The organism is Chitinophaga lutea (assembly GCF_003813775.1).
Taxonomy (GTDB): domain Bacteria; phylum Bacteroidota; class Bacteroidia; order Chitinophagales; family Chitinophagaceae; genus Chitinophaga; species Chitinophaga lutea.
In genome coordinates, this window is record NZ_RPDH01000001.1 from 1,917,701 (window position 1) to 1,942,194 (window position 24,494).

At 54.1% G+C, this 24,494-nt stretch carries 18 protein-coding genes and 3 tRNA genes; 8 read left to right on the top strand and 13 right to left on the bottom strand.

The window, feature by feature from the left end; translation table 11 throughout:
* Position 1: 1 nt before the first annotated feature.
* The 4 genes from EGT74_RS07630 to EGT74_RS07645 are packed head-to-tail and all read right to left on the bottom strand — an operon-like array spanning position 2 to position 4,042.
* Entirely contained in the window at positions 2-982 is a 981-nt protein-coding gene (locus EGT74_RS07630; protein WP_123845919.1) for an AAA family ATPase, read from the bottom strand.
* Positions 982-2,220 carry a DUF4350 domain-containing protein gene (locus EGT74_RS07635; RefSeq protein WP_123845920.1) on the bottom strand — a complete coding sequence of 413 codons (1,239 nt, stop codon included), beginning with the start codon at positions 2,218-2,220 and terminating at the stop codon, positions 982-984. The genes EGT74_RS07630 and EGT74_RS07635 overlap by 1 nt, the downstream gene beginning before the upstream one ends.
* Positions 2,217-3,059, bottom strand: coding sequence for a DUF4129 domain-containing protein (locus tag EGT74_RS07640; RefSeq protein WP_158618052.1), 843 nt, complete (start codon positions 3,057-3,059; stop codon positions 2,217-2,219). Before EGT74_RS07640 ends, EGT74_RS07635 begins: the two co-directional genes overlap by 4 nt.
* Positions 3,056-4,042 carry a stage II sporulation protein M gene (locus EGT74_RS07645; protein WP_123845922.1) on the bottom strand — a complete coding sequence of 329 codons (987 nt, stop codon included), beginning with the start codon at positions 4,040-4,042 and terminating at the stop codon, positions 3,056-3,058. The genes EGT74_RS07640 and EGT74_RS07645 overlap by 4 nt, the downstream gene beginning before the upstream one ends.
* 54 nt (positions 4,043-4,096) lie before the next feature.
* Between EGT74_RS07645 and EGT74_RS07650 the strand changes: the two genes are divergently transcribed.
* Genes EGT74_RS07650 through EGT74_RS07660 form a run of 3 tightly spaced genes read left to right on the top strand, consistent with a single transcriptional unit; the run spans position 4,097 to position 7,198 of the window.
* Positions 4,097-4,885, top strand: coding sequence for an RDD family protein (locus EGT74_RS07650; protein ID WP_123845923.1), 789 nt, complete (start codon positions 4,097-4,099; stop codon positions 4,883-4,885).
* Positions 4,886-4,943: 58 nt separating this feature from the next.
* Positions 4,944-5,519 (top strand): RNA polymerase sigma factor, encoded by a 576-nt coding sequence (locus EGT74_RS07655; RefSeq protein ID WP_123845924.1) that lies wholly within the window; start codon positions 4,944-4,946, stop codon positions 5,517-5,519.
* A complete protein-coding gene (locus EGT74_RS07660) occupies positions 5,519-7,198 on the top strand; it encodes a hypothetical protein (protein WP_123845925.1) in 1,680 nt (559 codons plus the stop codon). The genes EGT74_RS07655 and EGT74_RS07660 overlap by 1 nt, the downstream gene beginning before the upstream one ends.
* A 172-nt stretch (positions 7,199-7,370) precedes the next feature.
* Here the strand turns inward: EGT74_RS07660 and nagA are convergent, their stop codons facing one another.
* From nagA to EGT74_RS07680, 4 genes are all read right to left on the bottom strand, one after another.
* Positions 7,371-8,486: an N-acetylglucosamine-6-phosphate deacetylase gene (nagA, locus tag EGT74_RS07665; protein ID WP_123845926.1), complete on the bottom strand. Its 1,116-nt coding sequence runs from the start codon at positions 8,484-8,486 to the stop codon at positions 7,371-7,373.
* Positions 8,487-8,507: 21 nt separating this feature from the next.
* Positions 8,508-10,253 carry a RagB/SusD family nutrient uptake outer membrane protein gene (locus EGT74_RS07670; protein ID WP_123845927.1) on the bottom strand — a complete coding sequence of 582 codons (1,746 nt, stop codon included), beginning with the start codon at positions 10,251-10,253 and terminating at the stop codon, positions 8,508-8,510.
* Between the two features lie 19 nt (positions 10,254-10,272).
* Entirely contained in the window at positions 10,273-13,806 is a 3,534-nt protein-coding gene (locus EGT74_RS07675) for a TonB-dependent receptor (RefSeq protein WP_220392823.1), read from the bottom strand.
* 298 nt (positions 13,807-14,104) lie between these two features.
* Positions 14,105-15,088 carry a FecR family protein gene (locus tag EGT74_RS07680; RefSeq protein WP_123845928.1) on the bottom strand — a complete coding sequence of 328 codons (984 nt, stop codon included), beginning with the start codon at positions 15,086-15,088 and terminating at the stop codon, positions 14,105-14,107.
* A 160-nt stretch (positions 15,089-15,248) separates the two neighbouring features.
* On the opposite strand from EGT74_RS07680, the gene EGT74_RS07685 reads away from it, so the two are divergent.
* Positions 15,249-15,806, top strand: coding sequence for an RNA polymerase sigma-70 factor (locus EGT74_RS07685; RefSeq protein ID WP_262697112.1), 558 nt, complete (start codon positions 15,249-15,251; stop codon positions 15,804-15,806).
* Here EGT74_RS07685 and EGT74_RS07690 read toward each other — a convergent pair.
* The 5 genes from EGT74_RS07690 to EGT74_RS07710 all read right to left on the bottom strand — a co-directional run bounded on the left by EGT74_RS07690 (position 15,796) and on the right by EGT74_RS07710 (position 22,162).
* On the bottom strand, positions 15,796-17,580 hold the full coding sequence (locus EGT74_RS07690) for a glycoside hydrolase family 9 protein (protein ID WP_123845930.1): 1,785 nt from the start codon (positions 17,578-17,580) through the stop codon (positions 15,796-15,798). The genes EGT74_RS07685 and EGT74_RS07690 overlap by 11 nt on opposite strands.
* 278 nt (positions 17,581-17,858) lie before the next feature.
* Positions 17,859-18,596 (bottom strand): murein L,D-transpeptidase catalytic domain family protein, encoded by a 738-nt coding sequence (locus tag EGT74_RS07695; RefSeq protein WP_123845931.1) that lies wholly within the window; start codon positions 18,594-18,596, stop codon positions 17,859-17,861.
* Positions 18,597-18,716: 120 nt separating this feature from the next.
* Positions 18,717-19,118 carry a lipocalin family protein gene (locus EGT74_RS07700; protein ID WP_123845932.1) on the bottom strand — a complete coding sequence of 134 codons (402 nt, stop codon included), beginning with the start codon at positions 19,116-19,118 and terminating at the stop codon, positions 18,717-18,719.
* Between the two features lie 197 nt (positions 19,119-19,315).
* Positions 19,316-20,710 carry a S41 family peptidase gene (locus EGT74_RS07705; protein ID WP_123845933.1) on the bottom strand — a complete coding sequence of 465 codons (1,395 nt, stop codon included), beginning with the start codon at positions 20,708-20,710 and terminating at the stop codon, positions 19,316-19,318.
* A 333-nt stretch (positions 20,711-21,043) separates the two neighbouring features.
* Entirely contained in the window at positions 21,044-22,162 is a 1,119-nt protein-coding gene (locus tag EGT74_RS07710) for a helix-turn-helix domain-containing protein (protein ID WP_123845934.1), read from the bottom strand.
* 461 nt (positions 22,163-22,623) lie between these two features.
* Between EGT74_RS07710 and EGT74_RS07715 the strand changes: the two genes are divergently transcribed.
* From EGT74_RS07715 to EGT74_RS07730, 4 genes are all read left to right on the top strand, one after another.
* A tRNA-Asp gene (locus tag EGT74_RS07715) sits at positions 22,624-22,694 on the top strand.
* Between the two features lie 28 nt (positions 22,695-22,722).
* A tRNA-His gene (locus tag EGT74_RS07720) sits at positions 22,723-22,794 on the top strand.
* Between the two features lie 8 nt (positions 22,795-22,802).
* Positions 22,803-22,876, top strand: a tRNA-Arg gene (locus EGT74_RS07725).
* 504 nt (positions 22,877-23,380) lie between these two features.
* A complete protein-coding gene (locus tag EGT74_RS07730; RefSeq protein ID WP_246008147.1) occupies positions 23,381-24,469 on the top strand; it encodes a slipin family protein in 1,089 nt (362 codons plus the stop codon).
* Positions 24,470-24,494 lie beyond the last annotated feature (25 nt).

Sequence of the window (24,494 nt, forward strand, 5' to 3'; positions counted from 1 at the left end):
GTTAACGCGGAACTTCTACTGCTTTGAGGATTTCGGCCACCACATCGTCCGGCGTAATGCCTTCCATCTCGCGCTCGGGGGTGAGCATGATACGATGGCGCAATACGTGGGGAAGGATGAACACGATATCGTCGGGCGTTACGAAATCACGGTTCTGCATTACGGCGATCGCTTTGGCGCAATTCATCACGGCGATGGACGCCCTGGGCGACCCACCCAGGTAAATGCTCGCATTGTGGCGGGTTTCGTTCACCAGCGTGGCGATGTACTGCAGCAATTTTTCTTCGATCAGCACCTGCCGCACCTGCGCCTGTAAACGCTGTATGGCGGCGCTGTTCACCACTTTGTTCACCACCTTCGCGAGGTCGTGCTCGTTGCTGTGGCGGTTGGCCGACTGCAGGATGGCGATCTCTTCCTGGAGTGCCGGGTACTTCACTTCCACTTTAAAGAGAAAACGGTCGAGCTGTGCTTCCGGCAGGCGGTAAGTGCCTTCCTGCTCTATCGGGTTCTGGGTGGCGATCACCATGAAGGGCGATTCCAGCCGGTAGGTGATGCCGTCGTTGGTGATCTGCCGCTCTTCCATCACCTCAAACAGGGCGGCCTGCGTTTTGGCCGGGGCCCGGTTGATTTCGTCGATCAGGACGATGTTCCCGAAGATGGGGCCCTTTTTGTATTCGAATTCCTTGCTTTGCGGGTTGAAGATGGAAGTGCCCAGCACATCGGCCGGCATGAGGTCTGGCGTGAACTGTATCCGCGAGAACCGTGCGTCGAGCGTACCCGCCAGCAGTTTCGCCGCCAGTGTTTTGGCTACGCCGGGCACCCCTTCGATGAGGATATGCCCGTTGGCCAGCAGGCCCGCCATCAGCAGGTCCACCATCTGGTGCTGCCCTACGATCACTTTTGCTATTTCGGCTTTGATGGCAGCCACTGCCTCGTGGAGGGCAGAAAGATCGGTGCGCGGCTCAAAGGTATTTACTTCCATTAGTTCGTTTTTATGTAGAATTGATAGATACTGTTATAAAAATACTGCAAGTCTGCGTCACTTACCGCAGGCGCCAGCCGGATGGCATGGACCTGGCTGATCATGTTGCCCACCACTTCGCGGGGCTGGCCCGACTTCCGCGACAGCAGCGTCACAAATTCGTCGTTCAGCTGGCTCGTGTTCATGTAATAATTGTTGCGGATGTATTCCAGCAGGTGCTGGGTCATTTTCTGCGCCAGATTTTTGTTGTTGTGATGCAGGAAATACAGCCGGCCCAGCGTCTCCGCGAAATCGAGCGAGCTGTTGTGCAGCACGGGCTTGGGAGGAATCAGCCGCTGGCGGCGTTTGCCTTCGAATAAAACATAGAGGAGCAGCAGCAACACCGCCAGCCACAACGCCCAACGGAGCGAGGGATGTTTCATGAGTACCTGCCAGTCCGAAAAATCCCCTTCCTGGCGGCTGCGCAGCTGTTTGTAATACTCATCCCAGTAAAGGTTCTGCGGGAATTGCGGCAGATAGGCCATCTGGGTTTCGAAAGATTTGATGTTGTTGTTTTCCAGCAGGAAGTTGTTGGTCCACGTCATCGGGTTGAGCAGCACATACAGCTGCCCGTTGCCGACGTTGATCCTGAAAAAGTTCGGTTCGTGGCGATCGTTGGTGCCCAGGATGGTGGTAACGGCCGTGTCGGCGACCGTCAGCGCGTTGTTCATGGGGATGCCCCTTGCCTGGAAAAAAGTATCCGGCGCCAGGTGCCTGTTGGAGAACGATTGGGTGCTGGTATCTGCGAACTGCTCCGGCTGCGCCAGCGAATCGGTCAGGTATTTCGTTGCAAAATTGAAGGTGCTTTCAAGCAGGGAGTCCGTTTCTTCCAGCACCAGGTAGAGCCGGTTGCCGGCGCTGGTGTAATGGTACATGGCGTTGGCATCGTCCGGCGTGATGTAGAGTCTGCCCGCCACGATGATGTATGCGTTGTTGGCCTTCCGCATGTCCGCATTTTTGCGGTAGGTGGCCGCGAAGGATTTGGTGACGGTTTGCGGTTTGACCTCGAACTGATCCTGCAACAGGCGGTGCGCCACAAAACTGCCGTACGGCGCTTTGTCCCGGCTGCTGTAGCTGATATGCTGCCGGGAGAAACGCTGTTCCTCCGCAGCGCCGCTGCCTACGCTGGTTATGAGTATCAGAACAAACAACAGGCCGGCTGCAACTATCGCTATGATGATAATGATGACTCCTCTCACTGGTTTCTGCTTAAAGAATTTTTAAACGCGGCAAATTGTTCGTCCAGCTGCGCGAACTGCGGCGCGCTGAGCGGCAGCTTTCCATACCACACATATTCATAATGAAGCGTGAGGGCGGCGAAAGGTTTGTGCCAGCTGGTGGTAGCCAGTTCGCGGAGATAGTCCATATTGGTTTTGTCTTTTCCCGGCGCAATCAGCTCGCGGCGCAGCAGCAGTTCCAGGCTTTGCAGGTAACGCATACGCACGGCTTCGCGCAGGTTGCCGGCGGCGATGGCGGCCTGTGCCAGTGCGTCGTAATTCTGCGGGCCGGTGAACACATCCGGTGTTTCACCTTCCGCATCCTTTTGGCGGCCCCAGCGGAATACAGGGATATCGTTTTTGCGGATGAACAGGATAATGATGGCCAGTAATAAAATGCCGAGCAGCCACAGTAATATGGTCTGGAGCAATTTGGTATGCGCCAGCATCCATGCCATCGTGCGCGTGGCCCAGTTGTCGGTGGGCGGGGTGGACGATTTCCGGTACTGCAATGCTTTCATTTTGCGCAGCGCAGCCACCGTTTCCGGGGACGCCTGCCGGATGCCCAGCCTCGTTTGCGCACCGTCGTTCCATTCGCCCGGCACCTGGTTATCCCATTCGGTATGCAGTACTTTGCCGTTCCTGATCCTGGTTTCCAGGTCGGCCTCGTCTTCCGTTTCTTCTTCCGGCGCCACGGCCGCAGCGGCGCTGCCGGCGGTATCCATATACCGGAAATTATCTGCGCCGATGGAGTCCTGCGCCATCGCGCCGGTACCGCACAGCAGGCATGCCGCCATCATCACGAAACATCTCTTCTTCATACGGCCTGCGGTTTTAAAAGTTTGCCGTCCGGGTCGAGGCGGTAACCCGCCCGTTCCACCTGCACCGGGTAAATCACGAAATACCATATGATAAAGGCAGCCGAAGTAACCAGGATGGCAATGCTCAACGCGATGGGCATCGACGTGTGTCGGGTCACAAAGCTTTCGAGGAAAGCGGCTACGATGAAAAGCGGCACCAGCGCCACGGTGATTTTCAATCCCTCTTTGGCGCCGCGCTTCAACGAATCGATGCGGGAGTGCGTGCCCGGGAAAAGAAGACTATTGCCCATGATCATGCCTGCCGCGCCGGCGATGATGATCGATGATATTTCGAGCGTGCCGTGTATCCAGATTACCAGTACCGATGCCCAGCCCAGCCCTTTCGAGAAAAAGAAATACTGGAAAGAGCCCAGCATGATACCGTTTTTCAGCATTACCCAGAGGGTGCCCGCGGAAAATGCGATTCCCATCACGAAACAGAGCATGGATACGCGGATATTGTTGTACGCCAGTTCCAGCCACATCATCCATTCGTTCTCATTTTTATATACCCCGAAAGGGTCGCCGTTTTCGATGTTGCGCTCGGTCATGTTGACGTATTCATCGCCCATCACGCCGCGCACGAAGGTTTCGTCGTGAGCGGCGGAAAACGCGCCGATGATGCAAAACAGCAGGAAGTAACAGAACGCGAACAGGAACACCCGGTGATGTTTGCGGATGATGAGGGGCAGCTGGTAATGGAAGAAATTCCGGAACCGTCCCTTATCACCCTGGTGATCGCGGTAAATACGCTGGAATATCCCTGCGGCGAGGCCATTGATGAAATGGGTGACTTTACTGTGGCTATAAAAGGTTTTGGCGTAGGCCAGGTCGTCTAACAGGGAGGTAAAGCGTTCCGCCATCTCATCCGGGTCTTCCGTGGGTTCCTCCTGGATTTTTTTCCAGCGGGGCAGGCTCTTTTTAATAAATGACGATTCTCTCATTCGGTAGCGGAGATAAAAAACGCAGTGGAAATATAATAAATTTTAAATTTGTTTATGCCTATTATCAAAATACCCACCGTTTTTAACATAGACCTGGAGTTTGAACGGGCCGACCTGGGCCGGCGTACGCTGGCTTATTTAATCGATCTCGTGGCGCGCATCGCGATACTCTGGCTGGGGGTGTACATCATTTCCGAAAGCGGCCTGTCTTACCGCAGCCGCGAAAAGGTGATGTTTATCTGCGTGTTCCTGCCGGTGTCGTTGTATTATTTGTTTTTCGAACTGCTGATGAAAGGGCAGAGCCCCGGCAAACGCGCCATGAGCATCAAAGTGGTGAGCCTGATCGGCAATACGCCCAGCCTGAGCCAGATTTTGCTGCGCTGGATGTTCCGGCTCGTAGAGTCGCCCCTGCTCACGATGGCCTTTATGATCGCCGCCCTCAACCGCGAATCCGCCTTTGTGGCCCTCATCTGGCTGGCTGTGGGCATCCTGCCGGTGATCATCGTGTTCCGCTCGGAGTACAACCAGCGGCTGGGCGATATGGCCGCCGGCACCATCATCGTACTGAGCAAACAACGGCATACCATACAGGACACCATTTTCCGGGAAATCGACCGGGAAGACTATGTGCCGCAGTTTTCGCAGATCCTCCGGCTGTCTGACCGCGACCTGAGCAAGATCAAAACCGTGCTCGACAATGTCAACCGCACCCGCGACACCGGCACCGCCGAGCGCATCGCGGAAAAGGTGAAAACCATCCTGCACATCGAAACGGACCTGGATGCCGTGACTTTCCTGGAAACTTTGCTGAACGACTATAATTATCTCGTTACCCGGAAATAAATTTTCCCCGTTACCCAACCTTTCTTTTCCCCAAGGCTGTCTGTACCCTATAGCACCATTGGACCAGCAGAACCTCCATACGCAACTACCGGCGGACAACGCCGGTCAACCCGCACTTTTGGCCACCCTCGTGGAAGGTTGCCAGAGGGACGATCGCCTGTGCCAGGAAAAGCTGTACATGTTGTTTTTCGATAAGATGCTGGCGGTGATCCGCAGGAACTTCCCCGACAGGGACACCGCCCTGATCATTCTGAACAATGGGTTCCTGAGGGCATTCAAAAAGATTTCACAATACAGGCATACCGGGAGCTTTGAAGGCTGGCTGCGGAAGATCATATTGCATGCGGTAGCGGATTACTTTCAGGCACATAAGGCGGAACTGAGCAGGCAGCGGCAGGAGCTGTCGGAAAACACGGCGGGTGCCACCACAGCCGATCCCCTGGCGTTAAAGGATTTGGTGGCCATTTTGCAACGGCTGCCGCCCGCCACCCGGCTGGTGGTCAATTTATTTATCGTTGAGGGTTATTCACATAAAGAAATAGCGGAAATGCTCGGCATCAGCACGGGCACAAGTAAATGGCATGTGTCCGAAGGCAAACGGTTGCTGAAAGATTTATTACAATTTCCGGCATAATGGAGGAGCGTAACAAAAATATCGAACAATGGCTGCGGGAGGCCGCTGCGAAGCAGGAAGAGGAACAATCGCCCTTTTCTGAGAAGCAGGCGGGATGGGCAGCGCTGCGCCCCCGGCTCGACGGACCGGCGGCGCCGCGCTTCCCGTGGATGCGCTGGCTGGGAGGAGCCGGCGTATTGCTGCTGGGCGCCGCCGTCTGTTTTATGTTGATATTAGGGAAAAGTGATGTAACGACGGAAGCGGTGCAGATGGAGGACGTCGGAAGCGCTCAACCGGGTAACGCGGACGGGAGTGATAACACCGCAGAGATGCGCCCCGTACATGAGGATAATGGTCCGGAAAGCGGAAGTCGCCAGGGAATACAATCCGGAAAAAAGGATGGGGAGCGTAAAACCGGTGAGGTTCAATCAGGGAATGAAGACGGGAGTGCCCGTGATAGGAACGATAACGCTGGAGAAGCGCAATCCCGGAATGAAAACGAAAGTCTCCGGGATGGGGGTAAAAGCACTACAGGAGTTCCTTCTCCGGGTATCGGGGATAGACGTAATAACACCGGTGGAACTCAGCCCCGGGATGAAAATAATGGAAGCCGGGATGGGAACAACATCGCGGGAGATGTGCCCCGCTCTGCAGGCGGAACCAGAAACATCCGGAACAACAGCCGCCAGTCTGCAAATAAAACGGCACACGCGACGGGAGCCATGGCTCCGTCAATATATTCATCTCATGGCGTAGGCGCCCCTGGAAGCCGGCCTGAAAACAAGCCTCATCCTGACGGGAAGGATAAAAGCAATGCCGCTCAAAAAACAGGAACAGGCAAAAGCGTTGCCCCGCAACTCCATCGAAGCATTACAACTGCCAAAGCAACACCAGCAGCGGCAACCACCCAACCGGGCAGTGTACGAGGCGTCGAAGAACAGCATCTGCTATTGGAGCCGGCCCCCTCTATCCGCCATCTCCCCACCAAACCGAACGCTGCACTCAACGCCAGCCGCATCGAAATCGCGCTGAGAGCCACTCCACAAAAAACACCCCGTTACGTCCCGGGTGGCTTCAGCGTAAAGGTAGCCGGCATTCCGCCGCTCGACGAAACCTATGGTTTCAATATAGCAGCGGAATATACCTTCCCGCTGAAAAACAACATCCGCCTGCGCCCATACCTGGGAGCGGGTTATCTCACGGGTTTCAGCCGGCAATATCAGCATCATGCCATTTACACGCGGCCGATCGTTGGCGGTCCTTCTTCCTTGTTCTGGGTAGATAGTGTGGGCACAAAATTCAATGCTACCGCCCTCTGGTTCGGAGAAGGCGGTATACAGGGGGTATACGCGTTAAAACGGTGGGAACTCTCTGCCGGGATACATTACCAGTATGCATGGAAAATAACGGGTAAAACAGACAGTACGCTCGCCACCCGTCCCGATTCGGTTCACCGCCAGCCTTACCAGACGTCTCTCTTTTCCACGGGCAGGCTGCCCGGCGCGGGTAAATTATTGTTACAGGCAGGCGTTGGTTTTATGATTGTTCCGCAATTACAGGGAGGCCTGCGGTACAACCTCCAGTTACACGGTAAAAAAGCGGGCAATGGCTTCACTGGAGACGTACCTGCGCTCCCACTGCAATCTTCATTGGAAATACAGTTGAGATGGTATCTGCGGGAAAATAAAAAAACTGAATAGCGGTACGTTCGCCGGCGCTGTAGAAAAGTGGTTGAGATGGCATCTCCGGCATGACGCAACCGCCATACATTATATTCTCAACCGGGCCCACGACTCAATCGTTGCTATAAATCCCAAAATGGTTTCACGCGTGCCTTGACAGGGTGACCACGTGCGCAGCCAGCAGGCCACCTCAAGCAAGCGGGGTGGCCTTTTCTTTGCCGTTCAGGTAAATGCCCCGCGGCTGAAAAGATGCAGTGAAGATGGTGAGATTGGCAGGCTGCCCGGGGGTAATAACGCCCCGTTCCGGCATGCCCATAAGTCTGGAAGGATAAGTGGATGCCATGCGCAGTGCTTCGTCCAGCGGAATACCCACATGCTCCACACAGTTCCTGACACCTTGCAGCAGGGTGATCGCGGAGCCGGACAGTGTGCCGTCGGCCAACGTATACCGGTCGTCTTTGAATACATGCGCATAAGCGCCTTTGCTGGGCGCCACGGCATCGGTAATGAGGAACAGCCGTTCGCCCATTACTTTTTTGCTGATGGCAAGCGTATTATAGTCCACATGGATCCCGTCAGGGATAATACTGGCATACGCATGCTGCGATTGGTAGACCGCGCCGGGCAAACCCGTATCGCGGTGATGGAGGGGGCTCATGGCGTTGTAGAGGTGGGTGGACGTCTGAATGCCCAGCTGGAAGCCTCTTTCCGCTTCCGCAAATGTAGCGTTGCTGTGGCCGGCCGAGATGATCACGCCGTGGCTGAGCAGCAGTTCGATGACGGCAGGGTCGCACATTTCCGGCGCCAGCGTCATCATTCTGATCACACCCTGTGCACGGTCCAGCAGCGCTTTCACTTCCGGTACGGTGGGGCGTTTGATGCATTCGGGGATATGCGCGCCGCGCTTCACCGGGTTGATGTAAGGCCCTTCGAGATGCAGGCCCAGCACGGATGCCAGGGGATGATCTCGCACCGTGTCGATGGCCTTTTCAAATACGGAAAGATGGTTCGTGGCCAGGGTCAGTAAAAAACCCGTAGTACCGTTGGCTTCGAGCGCATCGGCGATGTGTGTTAAAGCAGCGAAGGAGGGATCATCTGAAAACAGATGATCGCCTCCTCCGTATATCTGCAGATCAAGCAGGCCAGGCGCAATGCTGTGGCCTGTATGGTTGATGATGCGGGCTTCTGATGGTATGCTGCCGGCGTCTGCCAGGCCTTTCACAATGCCGTTCTCCAGTAATAACGCCTTCCCTTGTTGAATGTCCTGTCCTGTATAAATCGTGGCTCCGGTTAACGCTGTCAGCATACGCAAAATTTTCTTTTAAAGTTACTGCGTCCAGCCCGGATTTTGTTCGAGTTTAGATTTTTTATCGCTGTACAGTTTGATCTGATCCAATGGTATGGGGCTCAGGTAAACTTTGGGGTCCGGTTTCGGGCGGTGGGTGATGGCGCTGGAAGCACCGAGAATGTATCCCTGCTGGCCGCCGCCTTCGAGCACTATGCCGGCCGCGAGCCAGGAGCCACCACCCGGCTTCGCCCATTCGGCCTTGTTGATCCAGGCACCCCTGTTCAGATCGGGGTTTTGAGTCATATCAAGGTAATCAAGTTTTTTCCAGCGGCGCAGATCATCGAGGCGGTAACCTTCCATGGTCAGTTCCACGCGGCGTTCGCGACGGATTTCCCAAATCATTGCGGGAACGGATGGGTCGCGTTTGGGATCGTCGTACGTTTTACCGTTCACTGCGGGCAACCCTCCCTGGATTTGCAGCTGCGGCAGCTTTGTAGCAAGATCACTGGGACGATTGCGTAATACGTTGATGGATCTGTCAAGGTCGGCCTGCGTGAGCTGCCCCAGTTCTGCGCGGGCTTCCGCGTACGTCACCAGCACTTCTCCGTAACGGATAACGGGAGCATGAATGACATTCACGTTGGAAGCGCCTTCGGGCCTGTCGCGCTGTTCGTCGTTCAGGAACTTCCAGGTGGCATAGCCGCTGGTACTCACACCCAACCTGTTATAACGACCGATGGAGCCCTGCGGACGCAGCTCAGGGTTGAAAGTCCCAAGCAGCCGCGGGTCGCGGTTGGTGCGCACCTGCTCGTTGGTTTTATCACCTGCGTACACTGCAGATACGCCTACAGGCAATCCGTCGGTGCACAGGTACGACTCCATCAGGCTTTTATTGGGACCCGTCTGCCCCTCACCGTTCACATAACTCATCAACGCATGTGTAACCAATCCTGTGGCGTAACGGCGATACATGATCATTTCCTGGTTCTTCGACAGATCCAGTGAATTAAACGATTCGCGATAGGTATTTGAAAAATTAAAGCCTCCTTTCGTCATCACCTCTTCCGCAGCCCATCTGGCCGCTTCAAGGTACTCTGCCGCCTTGGTGGGATTGTTGGCATGGTATTTCTGCCAGGTACCTTCAAACAGTGCAATCCTCGACATATAGGCCAATACCACCCATTTGGTCACATTCAGCCCCTTTTCGCCGTCTACCGCCCGCACATTTTCCGCAGCAAACCGCAGGTCTTTCATCATACTATCCATCACCAGCGTACGGGGATCGCGGGGTTTGTACAATTCCTGTTCTTCAGTCATCTGCAGTTCCCGTCCGTACCAGGGTACATCTCCGAATTTTTTCACCAGTCTGAAATAAGCCATGGCCCTGAAGAAACGCCCGACACCCAGCCAATGGTTCATGGTGGCCGCATCCAGGCTCGACATTTTAGATACCCGGTCGATCATGATGTTTGACCGGCGCACAAAACGGAAGCCCCATGATGTATCCGTGGCAGGAACCACTTTGGTGAATTGCGGTGGCGTTACCGGGGCAAAATCGTCGTTGAGCGACTGCCCCTGGTAAAAATAGTCTCCCCATACCCACGCCTGGCCATAACCATTAAAATAAGAGGGATAAAACCAGGTTGCATAAATGCGCACGTTTTTTTCATTGGTCCAATACTTCTCGTCTTCCATCTGATCAAGCAAGCCGCGCTCGAGAAAGTCTTTCTTACAGGCCGAAAACAGCACTACAAACACAGCCAGTATATATATGTAAGATTTCATAAAATCCGTTTTTTGAAAATTAGAAAGTGAGTTGAAGCCCGACGGAAATTTCTTTCCTGAAAGGATAGGTACGGCCGAAAGCCGATGCATCCGTCTGCTCGGTCGTGTAGTCAATTTCCGGATCGATCGGGATTTTCAGCTTGTCGAAGGTGAACAGGTTTTCAGCCGAAACATATATGCGAGCGGTTTTCAACTTTGCACGGCTCGCGATGTTTGCAGGCAGTGTGTAGCCCAGCGAAATATTTTTCACGCGGGTATACGCCATATTCAGCAGGTAACGCGTCTGGCGGTAAAAGTTCCGGCTGTTGTTAGACCCGTCGTGGAAAGTTGCCGCAGGATAAAAGGCATCGGTATTCGTTGGCGTCCAGTAGTCCAGGTGGTGCGCATACCAGCTGTCGCCACCGAAACCCGGGACAAAGAGCGGGCCTGAGGGCCAAAGCTCACGTTTACCCACGCCCTGGATGAAGATGCTGAAATCGATTCCTTTCCAGTCTGCACCCAACCGCACGCCATACTGGTAGCGGGGAGTGGAATTACCGATCACGAACTGGTCGCCCGGATCATCCACCGTGTTGGCGCCCTGTGACAGCGTTGAATCGCCGTTGCGGTTCACATATTTCACATCGCCGGGCGAGTAATAGAACCAGGCGGTATTGCCTTCCAGTATATTCTGCGGGGTGATACCGGGCTTCAATATCCATTTACCCTGCGGGTTCTTGGTGAAGTCGCTTTCCTGGAAGAGGCGGTCGGTTTGATAACCCCAGATCTCGCCGATGGTTTTTCCTTCGTAGTTCGCGGTAACCGTGCGGGTGGCGTTGGCCAGTTTGGTGATCTTTTCGTTGAAATCAGAAAGAGTCGCCATACCGGTTATCCGCAAGCCGTTTTCAAAGGTGTGCGAGAAATCGAGCGCCAACTCCCAGCCCCTGGTGCGCATTGCGCCGAAGTTCATGACCGGTACCGTACCTCCGTAGGTGCTCGGCAGTGTAAGGCCGCCGCTGATCATATTGGTGGTGCTGCGGTTATACCAGTCGAAGGTGATACCGAATTTATTGTTGAAGAACCTTGCATCCACACCGAAATCGAGAGTGGATACGGTTTCCCAGGTCAATGATTTAGACACGTGCTCCGGTGTCGAGAAGCTTACCTGATTGGACGTTCCAATCAGCCAGCCGGAATTGAAAGGGTTCATCACGGAGATGAAACGGTTGGGGCCCACATTCTGGTTACCCACGGAACCATACGAACCTCTCAATTTCAGGAATGACAAAACCGGTTTCGCAAAATCCAGGTAGGTGTCTTCTGTCAGTATATAGCCGGCAGACACGGAGGGGAAGAAGTCGTATAACTGGTTACGCGGAAATTTCGACGAGCCGTCGTAACGTCCGTTCAGTTCGAGCAGGAATTTGTTTTTGTAGTCGTAGTTAACCCTTGCGAAATAGCCATTGGTGGCCCAATGCCCGCGGTCGCCGTTCACAAACTGGTCGCCGCTGGCCAGGGGAATTTCAGGGTAAACCGGATCGATCAGCCCCCTTCTTTCAGAAGTCTGGCTCCAGTTTTTGTACAGGTCCACGTCCATACCGGCAATGGCTTTGAAAGTATGGTCTCCGAATCCGAAATTATAGGTAGCGAAGGCACGGCCTGTGTTCCATTCGTTCCAGGATGATACATAGCGTACGGCATCCCATGATGCTGCCTGGTAGTTCTGCATATAATTAAGCTGGGTAGGGGCATTCCAGAAATCGATGCCCGCCGTACCGCCACCCGGTGAGTGCAGATGCGTATTGGTGTTGGAATAGGTGTAATCCACATCAACGGTAAAGTCCTTGAATGGTTTGAGCGTGGTGCCCACCTGTACCCTTGCGAAAGTGGATTTCGTCTGGTCCATGCTCGCCTGCTGCGTTTCGGTCATCGCGCTGCGGAACGGTTTACCCTGGTAAGTACCGTAGGGGTAGATGATTGGCCAGCGGTAGAGATAATACCAGGGGCCGAGCTGCGAACCGGAGAAGCTGTGCGGCGTTTCGAAAACGGACTGGCTGAGCATCATTTTCCCGCGCACATCTATCCAGTCGGTAACGGCGGAATTAACGGACAGGTTTACGTTGTAACGGTCGAACTTGTCCGTTTTGAAACGCAGTATCCCGCCCTGGTTGAGGTAACCGAGGCTGAGGTGATAATTGGTTTTTTCACCGCCGCCGGATACGGAAAGGTCGTGCTTCTGCATGAACGTCACATCTTTCATATACCGTTTGCCCACATCCCAGGGGCGGTAGAAATACAGTTTGCCGTCGCGGATCTCGAAGTCGCGGCCCATCACCATCGAATCGGGCAGGTTCAGGTGACCGTAGTCGGCCTGCCATTTCTTCATCTTTTCGATGCCTACCCGGTCGAAGCTCATGCCGAGGGTGGTATGGAACGGTTCGGAGGGCGTAGAGCGCAGTTTAGCTGCCAGCATGGCTTCCGCACCGTCCACCGCGCCTGCGATCTTCGGCATGGAAGTGTATTTGCTCCAGGAAAAGTTATTGGAATAATTGATGCTGGCTGGTGCGCCTTTCCGTCCGGATTTGGTAGTGATCAGGATCACGCCCCAGGCGGCACGGGTACCGTAAATGGAGGTGGAGGCCGCATCTTTGAGTACGGAGATGGACTCGATATCCTGCGGGTTCACCATCTGCAGCGAGGGGATTTCCACGTTGTCTACGAGGATGAGCGGCTGTGCGCCGGCCGCGCCGGTGTTGAGCGAACCGGTCATACCCCTTAGGCGGATGCTGGGGTTACGGCCCAGGTCGCCGCTGGCGGAAGTGATGGTCAGGCCCGGCACGGTGCCCTGCAGGCCGCGACCGATATCTGAAATGGGGCGCGCGTCGAGGGTTTTCTTGATGTCGACGGTAGACACGGCGCCGGTAAGGTTGGCTTTCCGCTGGGTGCCGTAACCCACCACCACGATGTCGTCGAGCTTGCGGCTGTCGGTTTTCAGCACGATGCTGATAGTACCGGCTTTCGCGATCACATGTTCCTGCGGAGCGGAACCGATGGAAGAAAACACGATCACCTGGCCGCGGTTGCCCACAATGGTGAAGTTGCCGTCCACATCGGTGAATACGCCCTTGGTAGTGTTCTGGATCCGGACGGAAACGCCCGGCATGGGCGCGCCGCTCTCGTCGGTCACTTTACCTTTGATCACCACGGTGGAATCCGCAGCGGCGGCCGGCAACTTTTCCGGCGCGGGCTGCTCGTGACGGCTCACGATCATGATGGTATTGTCGGTAAGGCGGAATCCCAGGTCAGTCTGGCTCAACAGCGCCTTCAGCGTAGCACTTACACTGCGGGTCGCAAAGTCGAGCGACACCCGGCCGTACCTGGATACCTTTTCGGAAGCGTAGGCGATGCGGAAACCGGACAATTTCTCCAGCTGGCTCAGCGCTTTTTCCAGGGTGGCGTTGGAGGCCTCCATGGTCACTTTCTTTTCGTCCAGCGTTTGTCCTTTACCGGGGATAGCCCATAAAAGCTGAATACTCACCAACATGCAAATGAGGGTGGAGAGGCTCAATCTCATAATGAAACGCATTTGCGTAGAATAAACTGCTGTTGTAAATGCCGGCAATAGCCGCCCATTAGCAAAAACCACGGATTTTTGCATAATTTGCAATAGTTTAAAATGTTGAAGAAATAGCCCTTCGAGGCTGTTTACGTTTTAAGCGCTTCCCCTCCCGACCTACCACAGTACGGAGGGGTTTTTTCTGAGTCAGCTCCCCGTTCAGGAGGGCGGACGCATAACAAGAATCATGGTATAAAGATTTTGGTTACTGAAGTGTCCTGTTTGTTGGCCCCGGCAAGATAGCTGCCAGTGTTTTTTATTTATCTGAACATCCTTCCCCGCTGATCACCACTTCATTTCCTGAAATGGTATAGGAGGCATTACTAACGGTACATAATACGAACAACACTTTATCGAGCGTTTCCGTACCCTCAAAAGTGGCCCTGATGCGGCATTGTTTCATGACTTCGTTGGCGAAGCGGATATCGACCTGGTATTGTTCATTGATCTGCCGGGCGATATCTTCGAACGGCACCGCGTTAAAGTCCATTCCCTTCCTGAGCCACGCCACGGTTTCCTCGGCTTTTACCGGCAATGTTTCCACCTTTTCGGGGTTGTACACGATCTGCTGGTCCGGTGTGAGGATGCCCAGCAGTTTGCCGCCCTTTTCCTCTTCTATTTTTACTTTGCCTTTTTTGACCGTTACGGTAACGGAAGGCTGATCGGGATATGCTTTGATGTTGAAGGCGGTGCCCAGCACGGTGGTCACCACTTTACCGGAATGGATAAGGAACGGTTTGCCAGGCTGGTGCCTGATGTCGAAATACCCTTCGCCGATGAGCGTTACTTCTCGGGTGCTCCCGGTGAACTGTTCGGGATATTTGAGGCTGCTGCCTTCACGCAATACCACGGTACTGCTATCCGGCAGCAGGATGAAACGTTTGCTGTCCGGCTTCTTCGCCGCCACGGCCAGTACGGGGGCGTTGTCCCCGGCGGCGGGTGTCGAAGGCCGGCTGAACCAGAGAATGGCCCCGATACCGATAATGGGCGCCAGCACGGCGGCGGCCCTCCACCAGGTTTGGCGGGACTCCCCGCTGAAAAGCGCATCCTTGCGGCGGCGCACCTCCCTGAAATCCTGGAGCAGCTCCTGGGCCAGCTCTTCCTCCGGCTGCCACTCCACTTCCTCCGCGGCCGGGTGCTTCCACGACTCGTACCAGTTCTCCAATGCCTGTAATTCTTCCGGACTGCAAGTTCCGGCCTTGTACTTTTCCAATAATTCTTTTACGTCGAACAGGCTCATATGCTAAAAAATAAACTTCGGTTACATATATGGACAAACAATAAAATCGAAACCGTTACGCGCTTCAAAAAAATATTTTTCCAGCTTTCACTTTGTATTTAGCACTTATTTTTCCTTACATTTAACTTACGCAAAAGAACCAGAGTCTATTCCACATTACATTGACCATACAGACGTTGAGCTACTTTCATTTTGGAAAAAGGGCGACCAGGCTGCATTTGACGCCTTGTACCAGCGGTATGCCGTGATGTTGCTGAAAAAGGCTTACGAAAAAACCGGCGACAAAGAAACGGCCCGCGAATTTGTGCAGGAAGTTTTCCTGGAGTTGCTGGAAAGGAAAGACCGCCTCGATATTCATACTTCTTTCAAAGCATATATCTTCACCGCCCTGCGCAACCGCGTGCTGAATTTCCTGCACCGCCAGGCCATCCACCAGAAATACGAATTATTCCAGGAGTCGCGCCCCGCCGCGTCCGGCAACGATGTGGAATCGTATCTTTCCCACAAAGAACTGGTGCTGCAATTATCCGAAGCCGTACAACAACTGCCTGAAAAATGCCGCCAGGTATTTTTGCTGAGCCGCAACGGCGAACTGAGCAACAAAGAAATCGCGGAGCGCTCCGGCATTTCCGTGAATACGGTAGAACAGCACATGCGCAAGGCCCTGCGCCTGTTGCGCAATGGCCTGCACCGGGTTTCCATCTTTTTTATTTTCTGATCCTTCCTTCGTTTTCTTTTAACGCCAGCAGGTAAATGAGCGATGCCGTGCCGTCCATCGTCGGTTCGTTGGTGCTGTAATCGCCATAATCGTCGTGGTACACCACGAGGCTGCTCTGGAAGGCGGCGTATTCGTCGGGCTCGGCGAGGCGGATGCCGATAAGGCTGCCGTAAATGGTGCCGTACACCGGCCCGTCTACCAGCCCGCCGTCGATGGGGTAGTTTTTGAGATGAGTGAATGCAGAGTGGGGATCCGCAGGCGTATCGCCCCTTTCCGGCAATCCATATACCATGCTCGTGCCCCAGGGGTTGCAGCCGAACAACCAGTCGACGTTCGCCTGCGCCAGCGCGGCGAACGCATCGTCGCCGCTGAGCTGCTGGTACCAGTAGCATTGTATCGCAAAGGCGGCCGTGAGGTTATTGCTGCACCAGATAAAAGGGACCCCGCGGTAAAATGCGTTCTGCTTTGCTTTTGCCCATACCTTTTCGATGCCGGTTTTATAGTAGCCGGAGAGTTGTTGTTTTTGTTTGCCGGCCGCCACTTTTGCCAGTTCGAAGTGCCCGATGTTGATGAAGGGGTACCACTGGTAGTGGCTCGCTGTGTCCGCACCCAGCCAGGGCGTCACCGGTTCCGTTTGCGCATATACCATTCCCGCCTGCAACAGGGTGTTTTTTCGCTGCACACCGTAGAGCTGTGCGGCCGCGAGCTCCATGTCGTCCGTCCAGTTATCTTCCGCATAGATGTAGGGCGACAATACAGAGGCCGTTTGCTGCACGCCGGGCTTCTGCACGCCCAGCGCAAAAGCGGAGTTGGCGCGCTTCAGCAGTTCCGCCGCATAAGCGGGATCGTCTTTTTTCAACAGCGAGTGGCCCAGTGCGAACGCGCTGGCGAACTTTCCCGCTGTAGACGCCACACCCGTGCTTTTGTTCATCTTTTTATACTTCACGCCCTGCACCTGCGGCTGGCCGGAACAGAAGTAGACGGGCCTTTCAAAGCCACGGCCGTAAAAAGAATCGAGGGCGGGAATGCGCATCCCGCGGTGGTCGCGGTCGTCCGCGATCTGGTTGAACAGCCAGTCGCTTTTCGGATGCATACGCATGAGCCAGTCGAGCCCCCAGCGTGCTTCGTCCAGCACGTCGGCCGTGTTGTTGCTGCCCGGCAGGCCGCTGGCGTTGTGTTTATCCGTAAACACCGCCGGGAAATCGCGGTAGGCGGCCAGCAGGTGCCAGGCCGTATTGGCGGAGGTGGTGGAATACTGCAGATAGTCGCTGGCATCGTGCCAGCCGCCGAACGCGTCGATGCGGGTGCTGTCTGGCATGGGGCCGTAAAGCGTGTACCCGTCGAACGTATGGCAGGAATCTTTCAGGAAGGGATTAAAGCCGCAGCGCTGCTGGCGCAGGTAACGCAGGCAGAAATCGGCGGCGCCGGTATACACGTCTCCCGCTATGCGGAACATGGGCGATACCGCGGTACCGGCTTTCAGGAAATAAGTGCCCGGTTGGGTGAACCTGGAAAAATCGAGCCGGAAACTCTGCCGGAACGGCCCGTATGCCCCAAAGGGTTTACCGGCGGAAGATTTGAACACCACTTTGTTACTCGCGGAATCGATCAGTTCAAAGGAGTTGATCATGCCGTCGGACAAATTACCCCACACCGCGGCCTTCACACCGCCCGGCAGGTAACCCAGCTGGTTGATGCGGATGTGCTCCGTCGTTTCTCTTTTGGCGGCGATGAGTAAGGGTAGCAGGATGACCAGTAACAGGCAGCGTTTCATAATTGCAGAATTGTTCCGGTAAAAGTAGACAATCTGTTGGTGATGAACCGTTATGCAAACAGGGGAAGCATGGTTGTTCAAACCTACTTGACCCGGGAATAAGCCTTGTAAAGGCTGGAGCCAAGCAGGGTGAAAGGTCGCTAACAGAAGGGTATCGACCACGCTGATGTTCTACTGCCTTCAGGGAAACCACCTTCAGTCCGCTGCGCAGCACGTCATGTAATGCAAAAAAGCAGCCGATGGGCTGCTTTTTCAATGTTCTCCACGATTACCGGCATTCAAGCCGCTCCCTGGATCATTTTCGACCTGGAAATATATCGTTTGTCCGGGCTGTACATAAACAGGCAGGAACCGTTCTGGATCTTCTGGATAATCTTTTTATGCAGTGCTACCGGCACAGCGGGGCAACCGAGGCTGCGGCCGATATATCCCTGCAGGCGGGCCAGGCCCTCATTCACATAATCCGCTGCGTGCATCACGATGCCTCTCGACATGGCGTTGTTGTTGATGCCCTTTTCTTCCCCTTCAAGGCGCAGGGAATAACCATGTTCGCCTCTGTAGGTCTGGCCGGTCACGTAAAAACCGAGGCTTGACTGGAAGCTTTCCGGCGCATTGGAGAACCGGGTCGCCATTTCCTTGCCGGAGTTACGGCCATGGGAAACCAGGGAATTGAAGAGCAGTTGACCGGAAGCCAGGTCAATGACAAACAGCCGTTTTTTGGTGGACGGCAGGCTGAAATCCACGATGGAGAGGATATCCTCATTCCGCAGTTTCCCTGCTTTCAGTAAATGTTCGTGTCCCTTCAGGGCATACTGGTATGCTTCGGGAGATAGTCCCAATGAATCGAGCGACAGCTGTTCATATAACATGGCTGCTTCCGAGGCCTCTGCGGGCGCCGGTGCTGCTGCTATTACTCCTGTACTCTTTTTGCCGATGGAAGATACTTTCAGGCTGAAGAGGGATGTTAGGACAAGGAAGGGAACTATGTATGCTTTTTTGTTAATACGTAAAATCATCCGCGTCAATTTCGTTTTCTTTAACAATTGGTTTATTTCGATATGGTAAAAAGGTCCACAAAGATAGCGAAAATTCGTTATCCGTATTGTTGTTACTGATAGAGAATTGTCTGTATTTGGTCAGTTTTTGCCGAACGTCAGGAACTCCGCGCTGCTGGTATTATCGTCGGTTAATTTGATCTCGTTATTCGTGATCGAAATAATCACCCAATCGTCTGTAAGCTCACCCAGTGGCTTGTTTGCGTCCGTCTTCGCCCCGAAATCGATGTTAAACCGGGTGTTATTGCTGCTCATCGACCAGCTCCCCGTCTTGCTGGTGGTGGCTTTGACCGCCGTTGCGCTGCCATTGGCGGCAAAGGTGAAAACGTACCCGGAAAAGTCGCCTGTTTCATCGCTGCCGCGCTCGGAAAAGTGCGTCACCCGCCAGGTGCCCGCAGGCACGGATCCCGGCGCATTGTTGTCGGACCGGGAAGAACAGGCCCCCATCAGGGCGGCCGCAAACAGTAAAATCAGTGTTCTCATGCTTCTCGTTACGGTAAAACGTCATAAGGCGTTGCTTTATTACGGGCAAGCGGATTCTTTTTGTGGTTAAGGGGAGTGAGTTGCCATCACTCCCCCGGTCGATTAACTCCCGCAGTATCGTAACAATAGTAATAACATACATTCCAGCAATAATACGCCCGCCACAAGCCAGGTGATGTCCTTTTTCCGTAGCGGTTTCATGGGATGCGTTTGAGCGTTTCTTCCAGTACCGCATCCCGGCCCCGGATAATATCCATTACGCCGGTGCTCACGGGCCAGTCGGCAGGAATTCCCTTACTGGCCGGATGCGGCTGCTGCAATTGCATGTAGTATCCCAGCAGTGGTACTGCCAGCTCAAGGCCGGTATTGGGCAGGCGCACCAGGGCGAATGCTCCGCTCGTATTGCCCTGGAATGCGCCACCGCTTTCATCGCCGGCAAAAATGGCGCGCCGGTTGTCTTTCGCAATGGCCGCAAACTCCGCGCTCACGGAGTAACTCCGGCCATTTTGCAGGATGTACACGTTGCCGGTAAAAGCGTCGGGGTGCGGGGCGCGTTCTTCCAGCCCTTCTTTGCGGGTGAACAGGTATTCATCACCCACTTTCTGCACAAACTGCTTCAAATATTCCATCTCCCGTGGAAAGGAAGCATGCTGTGCGAAGGAGTAAGGGCCAATGCCCGCGACTGTGAGGCGGTTGTAGTATCTGAAAGGCGCCTTCGCCAGGTAAGCGTATAGCGCAATACCGAAAGCGTCTCTGCCGCCCTCATTGTTCCGCAGGTCGATGATAAGGTGCGGGATTCGTTGCTCCTTCAACTCCCTGAATACAGCGGCCAGAAAATCTGCATATGCGGGGCCCTCCGTCGCGTTAGAAAAACCGGCGATGCGCAGCAGGGCGGTATTCGGTTTGGGAAACGACAACCGGTACCGGGGTTCGTCCTTTTGATTCGCCCTCGCTGCGTCGGCTTTCACAGCCGGCAGTGTAGTGGTCCCGTTTTTACCGGCCACTTCTTTATACCGGATTTTAAATTCCTTCGCAGGACCGATAAATGCAGCATAATAGCCGGGGAAAAACTGGTTCAGCGCCTCGTATCGCGCGCTTTTCACGTCACCGTCCGCCAGGATGTTGTTGAAAAGATGCGCCGTAATGTCTCCCATTTTCCGCCCGTTGATACTTTTCACTTCGGTGCCGGGAGGCAGCCCCTTTGTTGACAGGGAACGAAGCACATATGCCTTTCCGTTGCTGAAGTGCAGCTGAAGGGGAAAATAACCATCCTCGAAAAAGGCGTAATAATCGTCCGGCTTCCCATTGCGATGAAACTTGGTATGCCCATCGCGGACGGCCGCCAGGAGGGGATTCACCCGGCGAAAAAAGGCCAGTTCCGTCATGCCCTTGTTCAGAGACTGATCCACCTTCCCGAAATGTTCCCGCATTTGCTCACGTGTGCAGTAGCGGTACAACCCGGGGTGCGCTTCTTCGAGCGCCTGCCGGATGACGGTAAAGTCTGCCTGTAATTCCTGCGGGGTAAACACCCGTTGGGCCTTCGCAGCAAACCCGGCCAGCAAACACGCGGCCCCTAAAATAATTCCTTTCATATTTGATGATTTTCAGGCGAAACTAGCCGGGATAACACGTCTTGTCGACCGGGCCGACAAGGTTGAACCTCTTTTTCACCGGTTTATTCGTCATTCGCTGTGGCAACGCTTGCGCTTTTTGAAGAAAATCGCTTCCGGGCCAACAAGGGGGAATCTCATTTTCATTCTTCGCAGCAACGGAATAGCGTTTCCGTGCCGGTAAGGCGAAACCCCTTTTCATGCTTTCGAGCACCACCTTCATTTTTTGAAGAATACCGCTTCCGAACCGGCAAGGCGGGACCATTTTTATCATTCGTAGAAATCCGGCGCCCGTCCTTTTCGAAAGAGCGCCTCTTATCCATCCGCTTTCCGGTAAGCTGAAGGCGTGAGCCCGGTGAATTTCCGGAAAGTGGTATTAAAAGTCGCCTTGGAATTGAACCCGCATTCGAATGCGATGCCCAGGATAGTGAGATGGCCCGAAGCCGGATCCTTCAGCCTGCTTTTCACCGCCTCCACCCGGTAGCCGTTGATAAAGTCATAAAAACTGCTGCCCGACCGTTCATTGATCAACTGCGACAAATGATGCCGCTGCATGTTCAGCGCTTCGGCCAGGGTATAGATCGTCAGGTCGGGATCGAGATAGGGTTTTGCCGTTTCCATATGGAGCAGCAACTGGCCGTACATAGACGGGGCGGCGGTAGCGGCGAGGCCGGATTTGCGGTACCGCACCATGGCCCCGTCACTTCCGGGCATGAAAATATCGGGTTGGGTGAGGCATTTATAAGCCAGCCAGTACACCATTCCCACTACGATCACGTAGTTGTAATGATAGAACCAGCTGATGAAAGGGATATCCCATTTCCTGCCGTAAAACCCCAACCCGGAAATAACCAGCACCGCCAGGATGGCATATAAAAACTGTTGCAACCATTGCTGCCGCCGCCGACTGATTTCGGAAAAGGTATTCTCCAGCGCGCTCCGGTATTGCCGGAACTGCCGCAGAGACAACAGCAGGTAAAAGAACAGCATCAGCAGGCTCACCTGGTTCAGCCATCCGAAGTCGTGGCGGCTGAGCGCCTCAAAGTCACTGAGCAGCCGTCTTTTTTCCGCAGCGGGCTGCGACAGCCAGGGCCAGAGGATGATGCAATACGCGAGGAAAGGGGCGGCGTGAATGGCATCGTTCCATTGCAAGCGCTGTGGCGGGACAGTGAGTTTTTTCACCATCAGGTAAATGAGCGGACCGAAAAGACTGAGCTGCAACCACGACACACGACTGAGGTGCGGGTTCGCCATAAAAAATGCCCGGGTATCGAAACCGTTCAGCAGTGCCTGGAACGAAACCAGCAGCATCAGCGCCATCAATAGCAGGGTGGCCGTGCTGTTCCGTTTATGCGTCAGCAATAGAAAGGTGAACAAAGCTGTGTTGATAAGCCCGGCAATAACGAAATACCGGAACAAAATTGGGGCTGTCATATTTCTAAAGTAGAAAATTTACGTCAAATGATCAATGCACTTCGTCCTAAAGACGCGTACTGTATTATATAGTTGCATGTTCGTTTTTAATTTGCGCCGCAACGCGCGTTGCGATGTTTTTGTTATTCGAAAATTAGTTTCATCTTTGCATCGTCAAACAAAAAAACAACATGCAAAACATAGCACTACATATTCGCAACACTAAACAGGATAGCCGGTTTACAGGCTATTGCGGCGTATGCGGCGCAGGTTATGCAACAGAATAGGTTCAAACAAACTGATTCGATATAACTGAGGCTCCGCACCAACTGCGGGGCCTTTTTATTTTCAGGAATGACAGAAAAACAGCATCCATATATCCATACAGATCGTCCGATCGTGCAACCTTTTTGCATGCATACATAACCACTCATGTATGTATACAAAACCCGGTTGCGCTGCGTAACCGGGTTTTCTTTTTTGGTTCGTTGGTGTAACGGTAACATCCCGGATTGTCGATCCGGCGCTACGGGTTCGATTCCCGTACGGACCGCCGTGTGCCTGTATGAACAGCACAAAATGGTGTCTGTGGTTTAATGGCAGAACGTCCGGTTGTGGACCGGAAGATGAGGGTTCGATTCCCCCAGACACCCTGCGATAACGGCCGGTAGCTTAACCGGACAAAGCTCCGCATTACGGATGCGGGGAGTGTGAGTTCGACTCTCACCCGGCCGTCGTTTCGGCGGATATGTCCATCCGCTGTTGGGAACGGAAGTTTCCCATCAAAGAGCTTCCTTCGCGGGAAGACGGGGCAAACATGCATTATGCAAACCAGGCGAGGGTTTCCGAATAGCCTCGCAGTGCAGCGGCGGTTGCCGGCTGTATGCTGTTGCTGATGTACTGGCTGTCCCGCCAACAAATAATCTGTGGGTAAGAGGTTCGATTCCTCTCCGGGTAACACCGGTAGCTCATTTGGTAGAGCAACAGGCGGTTCAAAGGACTGAAACTCCTAAGAGGGAAGTACGCTGCTTCCTCAATTAAATGGCGACCACTGTCAGGCCGGGGAACCTTGCCGCAAAAATCCGGTAAGTGCCCCGCAGGCGGACCTGAACGGGCCTGCACATCATGCACTTGTTTTTTGAGTTGCACAACTGCATGAGCGCTGCATCCCTGCCATCCGCTTCCGTGCTCATCGCATTGGAAAGTGTCACCGGTCTGATTTTTTAAACCTGATGTATCATGATGAAAAGAGTAACCATCCACAAACACGAAGCAGCCCTGGTGTACAGGAACGGAGTGTACCAGCGTATGCTGGAACCGGGCCGCCACTGGCTGCTGTACCTGACCGAAAAAATGGTGCGTTATGACACCCTGCAGCCGTTTACCCCGCCGCAGGATCTGAACGTATACCTGCACGACGCCAAACTGGCCGATGCATTGATCGTTGTCGAGGTAAAAGACACGGAGATTGCACTGCAATACGAAAACGGTCTGCTGAAAAAAGTACTGACCGCCGGCCGCTATGCCTACTGGAAAAGCGTTATCCGGTACGAGTTCGTGCACGTCAATATCAGCGAAGCGGAAATCGCGGAAAGTATCGATAAAACCGTGCTGCACCACAAACTGGTGGCGCCTTATGTCCGCAACTACATCGTGGAAAGCTACGAAAAAGCGCTGCTGTTCGTAGACGGGCAGTTCCGCCGCGAACTGGCCAGCGGAGCGCATGCCTGGTGGAAAAACAGCACCGCCATCCACGTAGGGAAAGTAGATACGCGCCAGCTCCAGGTAGAGATCAACGGCCAGGAAATCCTGACCCGCGATAAAGCCGCCCTGCGCATCAACGCCTGGGCACAATACCGGGTGACCGACGTGGGAAAAGCGCTGTTGCATAACAAAGACTACGAGCGCCAGTTGTACATCCTGATCCAGCTGGCTTTGCGAGAGTACGTAGCCGCCTTCAGCTTCGACGAGTTGCTGGATAAGAAAGACGCCGTCGCGCTGGCGGTCGACGCGACCGCATTGGGCGTGGAGGTACTGGGCTTCGGTATCCGCGACATCATCCTGCCGGGTGATATGAAAGATATCATGAACCAGGTATTGATGGCGGAAAAGAAAGCACAGGCCAACATCATCATGCGCCGCGAAGAAACGGCCAGCACCCGCAGCCTGATGAACACGGCGCGCCTGATGGACGACAACCCGATGCTGTTCAAACTGAAAGAGATGGAATATGTGGAGAAGATCGCTGAAAAAATCAGCACTATCAGTGTAACCGGCAACAACGGGCTGATCGACGGACTGAAACAGATCTTTGTTACCCCGAAATAAAAAAGGAGTTGACGTACTGTCAACT

What these genes read in the sequence shown, in the direction of transcription:
- EGT74_RS07630 (WP_123845919.1), bottom strand. Translation starts at nt 982, where the DNA reads ATGGAAGTAAATACCTTTGAGCCGCGCACCGATCTTTCTGCCCTCCAC.
- EGT74_RS07640 (WP_158618052.1), bottom strand. Translation starts at nt 3,059, where the DNA reads ATGAAGAAGAGATGTTTCGTGATGATGGCGGCATGCCTGCTGTGCGGT.
- EGT74_RS07645 (WP_123845922.1), bottom strand. Translation starts at nt 4,042, where the DNA reads ATGAGAGAATCGTCATTTATTAAAAAGAGCCTGCCCCGCTGGAAAAAA.
- EGT74_RS07650 (WP_123845923.1), top strand. Translation starts at nt 4,097, where the DNA reads ATGCCTATTATCAAAATACCCACCGTTTTTAACATAGACCTGGAGTTT.
- EGT74_RS07660 (WP_123845925.1), top strand. Translation starts at nt 5,519, where the DNA reads ATGGAGGAGCGTAACAAAAATATCGAACAATGGCTGCGGGAGGCCGCT.
- nagA (WP_123845926.1), bottom strand. Translation starts at nt 8,486, where the DNA reads ATGCTGACAGCGTTAACCGGAGCCACGATTTATACAGGACAGGACATT.
- EGT74_RS07670 (WP_123845927.1), bottom strand. Translation starts at nt 10,253, where the DNA reads ATGAAATCTTACATATATATACTGGCTGTGTTTGTAGTGCTGTTTTCG.
- EGT74_RS07675 (WP_220392823.1), bottom strand. Translation starts at nt 13,806, where the DNA reads ATGAGATTGAGCCTCTCCACCCTCATTTGCATGTTGGTGAGTATTCAG.
- EGT74_RS07680 (WP_123845928.1), bottom strand. Translation starts at nt 15,088, where the DNA reads ATGAGCCTGTTCGACGTAAAAGAATTATTGGAAAAGTACAAGGCCGGA.
- EGT74_RS07690 (WP_123845930.1), bottom strand. Translation starts at nt 17,580, where the DNA reads ATGAAACGCTGCCTGTTACTGGTCATCCTGCTACCCTTACTCATCGCC.
- EGT74_RS07695 (WP_123845931.1), bottom strand. Translation starts at nt 18,596, where the DNA reads ATGATTTTACGTATTAACAAAAAAGCATACATAGTTCCCTTCCTTGTC.
- EGT74_RS07700 (WP_123845932.1), bottom strand. Translation starts at nt 19,118, where the DNA reads ATGAGAACACTGATTTTACTGTTTGCGGCCGCCCTGATGGGGGCCTGT.
- EGT74_RS07705 (WP_123845933.1), bottom strand. Translation starts at nt 20,710, where the DNA reads ATGAAAGGAATTATTTTAGGGGCCGCGTGTTTGCTGGCCGGGTTTGCT.
- EGT74_RS07710 (WP_123845934.1), bottom strand. Translation starts at nt 22,162, where the DNA reads ATGACAGCCCCAATTTTGTTCCGGTATTTCGTTATTGCCGGGCTTATC.
- EGT74_RS07730 (WP_246008147.1), top strand. Translation starts at nt 23,381, where the DNA reads ATGATGAAAAGAGTAACCATCCACAAACACGAAGCAGCCCTGGTGTAC.